Raw genomic sequence first — 13,486 nt, 5'->3', positions numbered from 1 at the left:
TCATGGCAAGCAATCTGCCCGGTTCGGTCCGGCAGTTCGGAGTGGCGCTCAGGGCGCTGCTCGTCTTCACGGCGATCCTCGGGATCGTCTACCCGCTGGTGATGACCGGTGTCGCCCAGGCGCTGTTCCACGGCAACGCGAACGGGTCGATCATCAAGGTGAACGGCAAGGAGGTCGCGTCCGACCTGATCGGCCAGGCGTACACCACGGACAGCGGTAAGAAGGACTCCGACGGTAAGGCGATCATGGTGGCCGACCCGAAGTGGTTCCAGACGCGCCCGTCCGCGAGCGACTACGACGCGAAGGCGAGCGGCGGCTCGAACCTCGGGCCGAACAACGCCGACCTGGTCGCCGCGATCGACGAGCGGCGCAAGGCGGTCGCGGCACTGGAGGGCGTCGCCCCGTCCCAGGTCCCACCGGACGCGGTCACGGCCAGTGGTAGCGGTCTCGATCCGAACATCAGCCCGGCGTACGCCGCTCTGCAGGTCAACCGGGTCGCCCGTGAGCGGGGTCTGAGCGTCGAGCAGGTCCAGAAAATGGTGAAGGGCAGCACGGAGGGCCGGACCCTGGGCTTCCTGGGGGAGCCCCGCGTGAACGTGGTCAAGCTCAACGCCTCCCTGGCTGCGCTGGGCTGAGCTGAGAGCATGGAGGCATGAGCAAGAGCGGCCGCGGGCATCTGCGGATCTACTTGGGGGCCGCGCCCGGCGTTGGGAAGACCTACAAGATGCTGGGCGAGGGCCGCCGCCGGCGCGCCCGGGGAACCGACGTCGCGGTCGGTTTCGTGGAAACCCACGGCCGCAAGTACACCGACGAGATGCTGGACGGCCTGGAGACGGTGCCGCGGCGGATCGTCGACTACCGCGGCGCCAGCTTCACCGAGATGGACCTCGACGCGGTGCTCGCCCGGCGGCCCGAGGTCGCCCTGGTCGACGAACTGGCGCACACCAATGTGCCCGGCAGCCGGAACGAGAAGCGCTGGCAGGACATCGAGGAGCTGCTGAACGCCGGGATCGACGTGATCTCGGCGGTCAACATCCAGCACCTCGAGTCGATCAACGACGTGGTCGAGAAGATCACCGGCGTACCGCAGCAGGAGACGGTCCCGGACCGGGTGGTGCGGGCCGCGGACCAGATCGAGCTCGTCGATATGACGCCGGAGGCGCTGCGCCGGCGGATGGCACACGGGAACGTGTACGCGGCCGACAAGATCGATGCTGCCCTGGGCAACTATTTCCGGGTCGGCAACCTGTCCGCGCTGCGGGAGCTCGCGCTGCTCTGGCTGGCGGACCGGGTGGATGCCGGTTTGCAGCAGTACCGTGCGGAGCACGACATCGACTCCACCTGGGAAGCTCGCGAGCGCGTGGTGGTGGCGCTGACCGGCGGGCCCGAGGGCGAGACGTTGATCCGGCGCGCCGCCCGGATCGCGGCGCGGTCGTCCGGCGGTGATCTGCTCGCCGTCCATGTCGCGCGGTCCGACGGGCTGACCGGCGCGAACCCGAGCAAGCTCGCCGAGCAGCGGAACCTGGTCGAGAAGCTCGGCGGCACCTACCACCAGGTGGTCGGCGACGACATCCCCGCCGCGCTGCTGACCTTCGCGCGGGCGGAGAACGCCACCCAACTCGTCCTCGGCGGCTCGCGCCGGAGCCGGGTGTCGACCTTGCTCACCGGACCGGGCATCGGCTCGACGACGATCCGCGACTCCGGCGATATCGACGTACACCTCGTCACACACTCGCTGATGGGCCGCGGCAGGTTGCCCAGGCTCCGGGGCAGCCTGTCCCGGAAACGGAAGGTCCAGGGCTTCGTGCTCGCCGTCGCCCTGCCGCCGCTGCTCGCGCTGGTCCTCGGGCTCGGCGGTGACACGCTCAACCTGACCAGCAACGTACTGGCGTTCCTGTTCGCCGTCGTCGTGGTGGCGCTGGTCGGGGGGATGTGGCCGGCCATGGTGACCGCGATCGCCGGCTCGCTGGTGCTGAACTGGTTCTTCACTCCGCCGAAGCGGACGTTCACGATCGCCGAGCTGAACAACGCCTTGGCGTTGCTGATCTTCATTCTGGTCGCGGCCATGGTCAGTACGGTCGTCGACCGGGCGGCACGACGTACCAGACAAGCGGCCCGGGCGGCCGCGGAATCGGAGACGTTGGCGACCTTGGCCGGATCGGTACTGCGCGGCGAGACCGCGCTGCCCGCCCTGCTGGAGCGGGTCCGCGAGGCGTTCGGGATGACCGGGGCGTGCCTGATGGAGCGCGTGGACGACGACGAGCTGACCGAGGTGTGGCGACCGCTGGCCTCGGCCGGATCGCTCACCTGTACCCGGCCGGAGGAGGCCGACGCGGAGATCCCGGCCCGCGACGACCTGGTGCTGGTGTTGCAAGGTCATCAGCTGCAGGCGGACGAGCGGCGGCTGGTCGGAGCGTTCGCGGCGCATGCGGCGGCGTTGGTCGATCGGGCCCGGTTGAGTGAGGCGGCCGCCGAGGCGAAGCCGCTCGCCGAGGCCGACAAGCTGCGTACGGCGTTGCTTCGCGCCGTCGGTCATGACCTGAGATCCCCGCTGGCGTCGGCGAAGGCGTCGGTGACTTCGCTGCGCAGCGACGATGTGGAGTGGAGCGAGTCCGAGCGGGCCGAGCTGCTGGAGACCGCGGACGAGTCGCTCGATCGGTTGTCGCGGCTGGTGGACAACCTGCTCGATCTCAGTCGCCTGCAGGCCGGAGTACTCCCGGTCTTCACCCGTCCGATGGCGCTCGACGAGATCCTCCCCGGCGTACTGTCCGAGCTGGGTGACGACGCCGACCGGGTGACGGTCGACATCCCGCACACGCTGCCGCTCGTCGAGGCCGATCCGGCGCTGCTCGAGCGCGTGGTCGCGAACATCCTGGCGAACGCGATCCGCTACTCGCCGGACGGCCGGGTGCCGCTGGTCACCGGGAGCGCCCTCGGCGACACCGTGGAGATCCGGGTGATCGACCGCGGGCCGGGGATCCCGCGGCAGGACCGGGACCGGGTGTTCGCGCCGTTCCAGCGGCTCGGCGACACCGACAACACAGTCGGCGTCGGGCTCGGGCTCGCCCTGGCCAGAGGACTCGCCGAGGCGATGCACGGCACCTTGCAGCCGGAGGACACCCCAGGTGGTGGACTGACCATGGTGGTCGCGATCCCGACCGCCACCCTCCGCCCTGACGCGCCGGTGCCAGGCGCCCGCGAACGATCGGAGCAGGAGTGACCAGGGTCTTAGTGGTTGATGACGAGCCGCAGATCGTGCGGGCGTTGCAGATCAACCTGAAGGCGCGGGGGTACGAGGTGCATCTGGCCGGCACCGGTACGTCGGCGTTGAAGGTCGCGGCGCAGCATCCGCCGGAGCTGGTGATCCTCGACCTCGGGCTGCCGGACTTCGACGGTGTGGACGTGATCCGCGGACTGCGCGGCTGGACCGACGCGCCGATCCTGGTGCTGTCCGGGCGGACCGACCAGACCGACAAGGTCGAGGCGCTGGACGCCGGCGCCGACGACTACGTGACGAAGCCGTTCGGGATCGACGAGCTGCTGGCCCGGATGCGCGCCGTACTCCGGCGCAGCAACCTCGCCCAGGACCAGCCGGTCGTGACCGTCGGCGGCGCCGTCGTCGACCTGGCCGCGAAGCGCGTCACCCTGGAAACCGGCGAGGACATCCGCCTGACACCGACCGAGTGGCACCTGCTGGAGGTCCTGCTCCGCAACCCCGGCAAGCTGATGTCCCAACGCCAGCTCCTCACCGAGGTCTGGGGCCCCGGCTACGAGTCCGCCAGTGGCAACCTCCGCTTCTACATGGGCCAACTCCGCCGCAAACTCGAACCCGACCCCGCCCGCCCGAAACACCTCCTCACCGAACCAGGAATGGGCTACCGCTTCGAGCCGTGAAGCTGTCCGATTCGTTCAAGACCTGGGTGTGAGGATGGGTAAGGGTGGGGGTATGGATATCTTCACGGCAGGTCGGGACTTTGTACGGCGGGATGCTCGGGTGCTCGAGCGGCGGCTCTTCGCGACGGTTTTCGAGGGTGCTGATCCGCGGGGAGTGGTCGACGCGCTGCGTGGGTTCCAGAACGCCGACGGCGGGTTCGGGCAGGGGCTGGAGCCGGACAAGCGGTGTCCGGACAGCCTGCCGCTGGACGTGGAGGTCGCGTTCGACACGCTGCTCGCGGCGGATGCCCGGGACGAGGAGATGGTCCGGCGGGCGGCGGACTGGCTCGATCGGACCGCGACGGACGACGGTGCCGTGTCGTTGTGCGGCCCGGCGGTGGAGGGCTACCCGCGCGCCGAGCACATCGCCGAGTGGACCTACCAACCGGGCATCAACCCGACCGCGGGTCTGGTCGGCCGGCTGCACAAGCTCGGCATCGAGCACCCGTGGCGCGACCGGGCAGCCGCTTGGTGCGCCGCGCAGTTGGCCGGCGGGTTCCCGGAGGACGCTCACGGCATGCTCGAGGCGCTCATCTTCCTGGAGTCCACCAGCGACGTCGACTTCGATCGCGTCCGCGAGTGGCTCCCCAAGCTCGGGCATTACCGCGCCGACGCCGCGGACCCGACGTACGGCGTGACTCCGCTGCAGATCGCGCCGACTCCGGACAGCTTCTGGCGCCCGCTCTTCACCGACGCCCAGCTCGACGCCCACCTGGACCGCCTCGTCGAGGACCAGCAGGACGACGGTGGCTGGGCCATCACCTGGGAACCGCCGGGTCCGGCGGCCACCCTCGAATACCGCGGCATCGTCACGGTCGGGGCCCTCGAAACACTGAAGGTGTACAACCGCCTCTAACCGGATTCGGCGGGATGTTCGACCTGGCGGTCGCCCCATTGGGTGAGCACTCCCCGGGCGATCTCCAGGTCCTCCCGCAGCGATCGGTCGGCGAGGTCATCGGGCAGCGCCGCGAGCGCATCGGTCAGCCACGGCCCGACGGCCGCCGGGGCGAGATCGACCGGCGTGAGTCCGGCCAGGCGGATCGCGCGGACGGCGGTGACGAGTTCGCTGGCGAGGACTTCGCGGAGCGCGTCGAGGAGTTGCTTGGTCAGTACGGCGGCCTGCGGCGCGAAGCTGGCGTGCAACTCGGCTCCGCGGGACAGCGTCGCCGTACCGAGAGTCGCGGGTTGCGCGGACGAACGAACCGCGGCGAGGGCGTCGTGGGCGACGTACTCGATCATCATCACGCCCGAGCTCGCCTCGGCACCGCTGGCCAGGAACCGGCTGAGGCCCGTGTAGTCAGGGTCGACCAGGTTCGCGACCCGGGTGGTCGACAGGGTCGCGACGCTGTGCAGGCTGAGCCGCAGCGAGTCCAGCGCCAGCGCGATCGGCATCGCGTGCCAGTTGCCGTTGTGCAGCACGGTGCCGCCGCTCACCAGCGGGTTCTCCGCGGCCGCGTTGATATCGATCCGCACACTGTTGCCCAAGGCATCGGCGTGGTCGACCGCAGGCCCGAGGACCTGCGCGAAAGCCCTTAATCCGAACGGATCCTGGACCCGGGCAGGCTGAAGCGGCAGGTCGTCGAGCAGTTCACGCATCCGGCGCGCGACCCGGACCTGACCCGGCTGCGGACGGGCCTCTTGGACGCGTACGTCGTACACCTCGGCGTTGCCGCGCAGCGCGACGTGGGAGAGGGCGCCGACCAGCGGTACGACGTTGATCAGCGTGGCGGCCTCGACGTACGCGAGGCAGCACTCCGCGAGCGTGAGCGCGTTGCTGGACAGCAAGGGGAGGGCGCTGGTTCCGTCGATGACGTCGCCGAGCGCGAGCCCGAGTTCGGCGAGCGGGCCGAGATCGCCGGTGCCGATCGCGCCGCCGCGGTGCAGGTCGGGCAGGTCGTCGTCGTTGAGCAGACCAACGATCGCGTCGGCCACCGCCGGCTCGAGCCCGGACCCGCCGGCCGCGAGCTGATTGACGCGGATCAGGAGCCCGAGCCGTACGACGTCCTTCGGGAAGGACGTCGTACCGGTGGTGGAATGCGACCCGAGCAGCCGCGCGCCGTGCTCCGGGTCGGACGTCAGCACGTCCCGGTTCGCCCCGACACCCGTGGTCCGCCCGTACACCGGCCGCCGACGCGCGACCTCGGCCACCACCTGCGCCGACTCGTGCATCCGCTTCCGGGCGTCGTCGCTCAACCGCACCGCCGTACGCCGCTGCCCGAGCGCCACCGCCTCCAGCGGCGACAACCCCGCACCCGTGAGTTCAACCGGCTCCATGCGCACAGTGTGATCCGCCCCACCCGCTCGCACCCAGCACCCCACGCCCCTTCCCGTCTCGAATCCGAGACAACCCAACTTTGAGAAGCCATCGACCGTCTGCGGGGCCGCGGAACGGTTGGTGGCTTCTCAAAGATGGCGTCGGGCGGGCATGCAAACGCCCCGCTCGACGGATCGAGCGGGGCGTTGGGTACGGCGGGTTACTTCTGGCCGTAGCGCTTGCGGAACTTCTCCACGCGACCCTGGGTGTCCATCACGCGCTGCTGACCCGTGTAGAACGGGTGGCTCGCGGACGAGATCTCGACGTCGACGACCGGGTAGGTGTTCCCGTCGTGCCACTCGGTGGTCTCGTTGCTCGCGCGGGTCGAACCGGTGAGGAAGCTGAAGTTGCCGGACTTGTCCCTGAAGACGACCCGGCGGTAGTCGGGGTGGATGTCCTTCTTCATGCTGCAGTACTTCCTTCCAAGTAGGGGGCGAACGGATCGGTCAGGGGGTGGACCGCTTCGTCCGCTCGCAGGACACAACCGTCGAGGCGCTCCCGTAATTCCCGGACGTCCAGGTCGACGCCGGTGAGCGAGAGGTACGACGCGCGGTCGCCGTACTCGGGGTGCCACTCGAGGGCCGACCGCGCCTGGTGCTGCTGCCCGACGGTCGCCCAGCGGTCGGCCGGTAGGTCGGCCAGCCATGGACCGAGGACGCCGATCGAGACGTTCGTGCCGAAGCTGTCCCAGCTGAGCCGGCTGCGGTGCTGGGTCGCGATCCAGAGCGTGCCGCGGCCGCGGGCGGTGCCGGCGACCAGGTCCTCGAGGGCGTCGTACAGCCGCTCGGGGTGGAACGGCCGGGCGGACTGCCAGACGAAGGTTCGTCCGTCGACAGGCGCCGCGATCGAGCCGGGCTCGACGGTGGTGCCGGGAACATGCAGCCGTACGCCGAGGAGGTCGGCCGGACTGGTCTTGATCAGGAGCTTCGGGTTGATCGCCTGGATGAGGGCACGGGTGCTCTCGTCGTCGGTGCTGAGGACGGCTGCGTCGGCGTACTCGAGCTGCCGTACGACGACCTCGGCGATCGCGCGGCCGTCCTCGGCCGCGGTCGGGATGCCGCGCTCCCGGATCAGCTCTTCGCCGGTGAGGTCGGCGGTCGCGGTCGTCGTGTCGATCGTGGTGATGACTGCGTCGACGTAGAGGTCGGTGTCGTGGTCGATCTCGTTCGCGATCGCGTGCGTGTCGCCGGCGGTGGGGACGTTGACGATCGCGGCGTCGTACTGGTCGACAGCGGCGATGCTCGCCAGTAGCTGGACGAGTGATCCGCGCATCGCGCAGGAGACGCACGGGTGGTCCATCGTGATCACCTCGCGGTCGATCACGCCGGTGGCGGTGCGGGCGATCCGTACGACGGAGCCGGTGCTCAGGGCGCTCACGTCGTACTCCACCAGGACGCCCCGCGGGCCGGCGGCGGCCAGCAGATTCCCCGCGACGGCGCCGCGGAACCCGTCGTCGAGGCCCGTCAGCAAGGTCACCGGAATCATCTGCTCTCCTGTCTTGTTGAAAATGATAACCAATACAAAGTACCCTATGGGCCACCGGTCAGAGAAAGGACAGCATGGCCAAGCGCAACGACCTCCGCCCCATCGTCAAGCTCCGCAGCACGGCGGGTACCGGCTTCACCTACGTAACGCGCAAGAACCGCCGGAACAATCCCGACCGCCTGGTGATCCGCAAGTACGACCCCAAACTCCGCGCCCACGTCGACTTCCGCGAAGAGCGGTAATGGCCACCACGGCGAAGAGCGCCCGCAACAACCACCGCCGCCGTACCGTCGCCCGCTACTCCGAGCGACGGGCCGCCCTGAAGGCGATCATCGCCGCCCCGGACACGTCGCCCGCCGACCGCGCCGAGGCGCAACTCAAGCTCCAAAAGCTCCCGAGAGACGCCAGCCCCACCCGCATCCGCAACCGCGACATCACGGACGGCCGCCCCCGCGGCTACATCGGCAAAGCCGGCCTCTCCCGAATCCACTTCCGAGAACTAGCCCACCGAGGCGAACTCCCCGGCATCACCAAATCCTCCTGGTAACCCGCTTCAGCCGTGGAGGCGGCGGGTTAGGGCTTTGGCGGCTTGGCGGATTTTGTGGGCGAGGTGGGGGCGTTCGGTGGTGGGGACTGCGTCGGTGCGGAAGGTGACGCTGATGGCGGCTACCGGGTGGCCGGCGTGGTCTACGGCGGCGCTGGCTACCGAGGCGACGCCGGGTGTGATGAAGGAGTCCTCGACCGCGAAGCCCTGGCGTTTTTCGTCGGCGAGGATGCGGCGCAGTTGGGTCAGTGTCTGCGGTCCGAGGTCGGTTCGCCGTACGAAGGACTCCGGCGCCGGGAACAACGCCCGTACCTGAGCCGGCGGCAACTCGGCCAGCAACGCGCGACCGGACGCCGTGAGCGTGGCAGGCAGGCGTACGCCGACATCGGTCACCAACGTGACGGGCCGCGGCGGCTGCTCCTTCAGCAGGTACACCAGCTCCCGACCATGCAGTACGCCGAGATGCGCCGTCTGCCCCACCTCGTGCACCAACTGCGCGAGCAGCGGCCGCGCCAACCGCTCCAGCGGATCGTGCCGCAGGTACGCGGACCCGATCTCGAACGCCGCCACCCCGAGCCCGTACCGCTTCTCCTCGGGCAGATGCACGACGAATCCCTCGTCGATCATTGCCCGCAGCAAGTGGTACGTCGACGAGCGCGGCAACCCGACCGCGGAGGCGATGCGCTCCATCGGTACGGGACCGGGCTGCGTGGCCAGGAACGTCAGGACCCGCAGGGTACGGGTCGAGGCGGGAACGTTGCCGCTCACAACGGCACTGTAACCCCGCCCTGCCTCAGATCCCGGTCGATTGGCGTTTCTTCGCGCGGCTCTTCCGCAGCCAGAACCGGAAGCACTCACCGGCGACCGCGACCGCGAACAGCCCGCCGGCCACGCCCCAGTCCATGAACGACGGCCCCGACAGCAGGAACCCGATGACGAGCGCCAGCACCAGGAAGAACGTCAGCGAGGTCGCGAGCCGTTTCATAGTTCCTTCTCCGCGGTCCAGGCGCCCCCGGTCTCCTGGTAGCCGAGCCACCGGTTCACCGCGAGCATCGGCTCGTTCGCTGCGTCGTTCCCGGTCGACGCGACCGTGAACCCGGCATCCCGTGAGCGGGCGAGCGCCACGGACTTCACCACCTTCGCCAGCCCGCGGCCACGCGCCGAGGGGATCGTCCCGGTCAGGTTCGACCAGATCATCTTCCGGTCCGGATCCGCCGTCGTGGTCACGAACGACAGCACCCGGTCGCCGTCCAGTACGGCGGCACTCAGGTCGTACCGGTTGTCCGGGTTCGACCACGACGTACGCACCCATTCCTCGTACGCCGGTCCGCCCGACAGCCCGCTCGGGTCGTCGTCGCGTACCTGGACCTCGGCGTCGTACAACTGCCGCGGATCCAGTTCGTCGTACGTCGCCACCCGCAGACCCTCCGGCGGGGCGACCGGCTCGCGCGCCGCGGTCAGGTCGGCAGCGGAGTGTGACATCTGTCGGCCGATCATGAACCCGCGCTTCGTCGCGAACGCCTGCGAGTCGTCGTCGGCACTCACGACCACCAGCAACCGCCCGGCGCCGAGCTCCGCGACCCGCTCGGTGATCGCGGTCGTCAAAGCACTCCCGATCCCGCGCTTGCGGTACTCCGGCGGCACCTGGAGCGTGACCCGCACCCGCGGCGCCTCGGCATCCGCCGGCGGCAGGTAGATACTCGCGTACCCGACCACGTCCGGTCCGTCGACGGCGATCAGCGCCTCCTGGCTGCGACCGTGCTGCAGTTGCAGCTCGATCGCCCGTGCCGTCTTCACCAGTTGTGGCATCGTCGCGGCCCAGACCCGGGCGATCCCCACCGCATCCTCCGGACGCGCCGTCCGGATCTCGAACACCATGGCAGGACTCTACGGCTACCGAGGGTCGCGACAGCTGTCTCAGATCCGAGACGAATAGTGGTACGGCGCTGCTGTCCAGGAGCGATCCGGCGCGGTGCAATGTTCGGGTGGAACACACAGTGGATGTCGGCGTCGGACCGCTGACCCCGGCCCAGGTGGTCGCGGTCGCGCGGTACGGCGCACAGGTACGGATCGACGACCAGGCCCTCGAGGAGATCGCGAAGTCGCGCGCCGCGATCGAGGCGCTGGCCCACGCGGACACCCCGCACTACGGGGTCTCGACCGGGTTCGGCGCGCTCGCCACGCGGCACATCGCACCGGACCTCCGGGCGCAGCTGCAACGCAGCCTGATCCGCTCGCACGCGGCCGGCTCCGGACCCGAGGTGGAGACCGAGGTCGTCCGGGCGCTGGCCCTGCTCCGGCTCTCGACCCTCGCCACCGGACGCACCGGTGTGAAGGTCGAGACGGCCCAGGCGTACGCCGGTCTGCTCAATGCGCACCTGACGCCGGTGGTCCACGAGTACGGCAGCCTCGGATGCTCCGGCGACCTCGCACCGCTGTCCCATGTCGCGCTCGCGATCCTGGGCGAAGGCAAGGTCCGCGATGCCGACGGCAACCTTCTCGACGCCGGCGAAGCCCTCCAGAAGCACGGCCTCGCACCGATCGTCCTGGCCGAGAAGGAAGGCCTCGCGTTGATCAACGGGACCGACGGCATGCTCGGCATGCTGCTCCTCGCGCTCGCTGACCTCGACCGGCTGTTCAAGTCCGCCGACCTCGCCGCGGCGATGAGCGTCGAGGCCCAGCTCGGGACCGACCGGGTGTTCGCCGAGGACCTACAGGCGCTTCGTCCGCACCCCGGCCAGGCCGCGTCCGCCGCCAACCTTCGCGCCATCCTCAAGGACAGCGCGATCGTCGCCAGCCACCGCGGTCCGGACTGTAACCGGGTCCAGGACGCGTACTCCCTCAGATGTTCGCCCCAGGTCCACGGTGCCGCCCGCGACACCGCCGCGCACGCCGCGAGCGTCGCCGGCCACGAGCTCGCCGCCGCGATCGACAACCCGGTCGTCCTCCCGGACGGTCGGGTCGAGTCCAACGGCAACTTCCACGGAGCACCGATCGGATACGTGCTCGACTTCCTCGCGATCGCCGTCGCGGACCTCGCCAGCATCAGCGAACGACGTACCGACCGTTTCCTCGACGTCGCCCGCAACCACGGCCTGAACGCGTTCCTGGCCGACGATCCGGGCGTGGACAGCGGCCACATGATCGCGCAGTACACGCAGGCCGCGATCGTCTCCGAGCTGAAGCGCCTCGCCGTACCGGCCAGCGTCGACTCGATCCCGAGCAGCGCGATGCAGGAGGACCACGTCTCGATGGGCTGGTCCGCCGCGCGCAAGCTGCGGAAGTCGGTCGACGGCCTGCAACGGGTTCTGGCGATCGAGATCCTCACGGCCGCGCGGGCGCTCGACCTGCGCGCGCCGCTGACCCCGGCCCCGGCGACAGCCGCGGTCGTGGCCGCGCTCCGTGAGTACGTCGAAGGACCGGGGACGGACCGTCATCTCGCTCCCGAGCTCGAGCACTCCGTCCAACTCGTTGCTAACAGCACCTACCTCACCGCCGCCGAGGCCGTCACCGGCCCGCTCTCCTAGAAAGGCTGGATCACCCATGTCCGGACCCCGTCCCGTACGCGCGCCTCGCGGCACCACCCTGACCGCCCGTGGCTGGCAGCAGGAAGCCGCGCTGCGGATGCTGCAGAACAACCTCGACCCCGAGGTCGCGGAGCACCCTGACGAACTCGTCGTGTACGGCGGTTCCGGCAAGGCCGCCCGCGACTGGAACTCGTTCGACGCGATGGTGCGCACCCTGACCACGCTCAAGGACGACGAGACGATGCTCGTCCAGTCCGGCCGCCCGGTCGGCGTGATGCAGACCCACGAGTGGGCACCGCGGGTGCTGATCGCGAACTCGAACCTGGTCGGTGACTGGGCCACCTGGGAGGAGTTCCGCAAGCTCGAGGCGATGGGGCTCACGATGTACGGCCAGATGACGGCCGGGTCGTGGATCTACATCGGCACGCAGGGCATCCTGCAGGGAACCTACGAGACGTTCGGCGCGGTCGCGGAGAAGAAGTTCGGCGGCACCCTGGCCGGCACGGTCACGCTCACCGCCGGTCTCGGCGGCATGGGTGGCGCGCAGCCGCTGGCCGTCACGATGAACGATGGCGTCGCGATCTGTATCGACGTCGACTCCTCGCGGATCGACCGGCGCATCGAGCACCGCTACCTCGACGTACGGGCGTCGTCCGTGGACGAGGCGCTGCGACTGGCGGAAGAGGCCAAGGCGGCGCGGCGGCCGTTGTCGATCGGTGTGCTCGGCAACGCGGCGACGATCGTGCCCGATCTGCTGCGCCGAGGGGCTCCCCTTGATGTGGTGACCGACCAGACGTCGGCACACGACCCGTTGATGTACCTGCCGGTCGGCGTCGAGTTCGAGGACTGGGTGACCGCGCGCGAGAAGGACCCGGCCGGGTTCACCGAGCAGGCTCAGGAGTCGATGGCCCGGCACGTCGAGGCGATGGTCGGGTTCCAGGACGCGGGCGCCGAGGTGTTCGACTACGGCAACTCGATCCGGGACGAGGCGCGGAAGGCGGGGTACAGCCGCGCGTTCGAGTTCCCCGGCTTCGTGCCGGCGTACATCCGGCCGTTGTTCTGTGAAGGAAAGGGCCCGTTCCGGTGGGCGGCGCTGTCCGGCAACCCGGCGGACATTGCGAAGACCGACCAGGCGATCCTGGACCTGTTCCCGGACAACGAGCACCTGAGCCGGTGGATCAAGCTGGCCGGCGAGCGGGTCGCGTTCCAGGGGCTGCCGGCCCGGATCTGCTGGCTCGGCCAGGGCGAGCGCGACAAGGCCGGGCTGCGGTTCAACGAGATGGTGGCCTCCGGTGAGCTCGAGGCGCCGATCGTTATCGGTCGCGACCACCTCGACACCGGCAGCGTGGCCTCGCCGTACCGGGAGACCGAAGGCATGCTGGACGGCTCGGACGCGATCGCGGACTGGCCGTTGCTGAACGCGATGGTGAACGTGTCCAGCGGCGCGTCCTGGGTGTCGATCCACCACGGCGGCGGCGTCGGCATCGGCCGGTCCATCCACGCCGGCCAGGTGTCGGTTGCCGACGGCACCGATCTGGCCCGGCAGAAGCTGGAGCGGGTGCTCACCAACGACCCGGCGATGGGTGTCATCCGGCACGTCGACGCCGGCTACGACAAGGCCGTGGAGGTCGCCGACGAGCGGGGTGTGCGGGTGCCGATGCGGGAAGGCTGATCGCAGAGTGC

Annotated in this window: 14 protein-coding genes; 8 read left to right on the top strand and 6 right to left on the bottom strand. The window is 69.8% G+C overall.

Annotated features, from left to right (window positions below):
- Positions 1–2 precede the first annotated feature (2 nt).
- Genes kdpC through OHB24_RS09300 form a run of 4 tightly spaced genes read left to right on the top strand, consistent with a single transcriptional unit; the run spans position 3 to position 4,789 of the window.
- Positions 3–635, top strand: coding sequence for a K(+)-transporting ATPase subunit C (kdpC, locus tag OHB24_RS09315; RefSeq protein WP_327638553.1), 633 nt, complete (start codon positions 3–5; stop codon positions 633–635).
- Positions 636–652: 17 nt separating this feature from the next.
- Positions 653–3,220 carry a sensor histidine kinase gene (locus OHB24_RS09310; RefSeq protein ID WP_327638552.1) on the top strand — a complete coding sequence of 856 codons (2,568 nt, stop codon included), beginning with the start codon at positions 653–655 and terminating at the stop codon, positions 3,218–3,220.
- Complete coding sequence (locus OHB24_RS09305; RefSeq protein ID WP_327638551.1) at positions 3,217–3,894, top strand: response regulator; 678 nt, start codon at positions 3,217–3,219, stop codon at positions 3,892–3,894. The genes OHB24_RS09310 and OHB24_RS09305 overlap by 4 nt, the downstream gene beginning before the upstream one ends.
- Before the next feature lie 52 nt (positions 3,895–3,946).
- Positions 3,947–4,789, top strand: a complete 843-nt coding sequence (locus OHB24_RS09300; protein WP_327638550.1) for a hypothetical protein — start codon at positions 3,947–3,949, stop codon at positions 4,787–4,789.
- Here OHB24_RS09300 and OHB24_RS09295 read toward each other — a convergent pair.
- From OHB24_RS09295 to OHB24_RS09285, 3 genes are all read right to left on the bottom strand, one after another.
- The gene (locus OHB24_RS09295; protein WP_327638549.1) at positions 4,786–6,207 is read right to left on the bottom strand and encodes an aromatic amino acid ammonia-lyase; all 1,422 of its coding nucleotides are present in this window, start codon (positions 6,205–6,207) and stop codon (positions 4,786–4,788) included. The genes OHB24_RS09300 and OHB24_RS09295 overlap by 4 nt on opposite strands.
- A gap of 200 nt (positions 6,208–6,407) precedes the next feature.
- On the bottom strand, positions 6,408–6,653 hold the full coding sequence (locus tag OHB24_RS09290; protein WP_327638548.1) for a type B 50S ribosomal protein L31: 246 nt from the start codon (positions 6,651–6,653) through the stop codon (positions 6,408–6,410).
- Positions 6,650–7,732, bottom strand: a complete 1,083-nt coding sequence (locus OHB24_RS09285; protein WP_327638547.1) for a GTP-binding protein — start codon at positions 7,730–7,732, stop codon at positions 6,650–6,652. The genes OHB24_RS09290 and OHB24_RS09285 overlap by 4 nt, the downstream gene beginning before the upstream one ends.
- A gap of 74 nt (positions 7,733–7,806) precedes the next feature.
- Between OHB24_RS09285 and rpmG the strand changes: the two genes are divergently transcribed.
- Both rpmG and rpsN read left to right on the top strand, forming a co-directional pair.
- Entirely contained in the window at positions 7,807–7,974 is a 168-nt protein-coding gene (gene rpmG, locus OHB24_RS09280; protein WP_131283873.1) for a 50S ribosomal protein L33, read from the top strand.
- On the top strand, positions 7,974–8,279 hold the full coding sequence (gene rpsN / locus OHB24_RS09275; protein ID WP_327638546.1) for a 30S ribosomal protein S14: 306 nt from the start codon (positions 7,974–7,976) through the stop codon (positions 8,277–8,279). Before rpmG ends, rpsN begins: the two co-directional genes overlap by 1 nt.
- Before the next feature lie 6 nt (positions 8,280–8,285).
- On the opposite strand, the gene OHB24_RS09270 is transcribed toward rpsN, so the two are convergent.
- Genes OHB24_RS09270 through OHB24_RS09260 form a run of 3 tightly spaced genes read right to left on the bottom strand, consistent with a single transcriptional unit; the run spans position 8,286 to position 10,154 of the window.
- Positions 8,286–9,044, bottom strand: coding sequence for an IclR family transcriptional regulator (locus OHB24_RS09270; protein ID WP_327638545.1), 759 nt, complete (start codon positions 9,042–9,044; stop codon positions 8,286–8,288).
- 25 nt (positions 9,045–9,069) lie between these two features.
- On the bottom strand, positions 9,070–9,261 hold the full coding sequence (locus tag OHB24_RS09265) for a hypothetical protein (RefSeq protein WP_327638544.1): 192 nt from the start codon (positions 9,259–9,261) through the stop codon (positions 9,070–9,072).
- Positions 9,258–10,154, bottom strand: a complete 897-nt coding sequence (locus OHB24_RS09260; RefSeq protein ID WP_327638543.1) for a GNAT family N-acetyltransferase — start codon at positions 10,152–10,154, stop codon at positions 9,258–9,260. The genes OHB24_RS09265 and OHB24_RS09260 overlap by 4 nt, the downstream gene beginning before the upstream one ends.
- A gap of 107 nt (positions 10,155–10,261) precedes the next feature.
- On the opposite strand from OHB24_RS09260, the gene hutH reads away from it, so the two are divergent.
- Together hutH and hutU are read left to right on the top strand one after the other, a co-directional pair.
- Complete coding sequence (gene hutH / locus OHB24_RS09255; RefSeq protein ID WP_327638542.1) at positions 10,262–11,803, top strand: histidine ammonia-lyase; 1,542 nt, start codon at positions 10,262–10,264, stop codon at positions 11,801–11,803.
- 16 nt (positions 11,804–11,819) lie between these two features.
- Positions 11,820–13,475, top strand: a complete 1,656-nt coding sequence (gene hutU / locus OHB24_RS09250; protein ID WP_327638541.1) for a urocanate hydratase — start codon at positions 11,820–11,822, stop codon at positions 13,473–13,475.
- Positions 13,476–13,486: the final 11 nt, after the last annotated feature.

The sequence above is a fragment of the Kribbella sp. NBC_00482 genome (assembly GCF_036013725.1).
Lineage (GTDB): Bacteria > Actinomycetota > Actinomycetes > Propionibacteriales > Kribbellaceae > Kribbella.
This window is presented reverse-complemented; position numbering and strand designations above follow the sequence as displayed.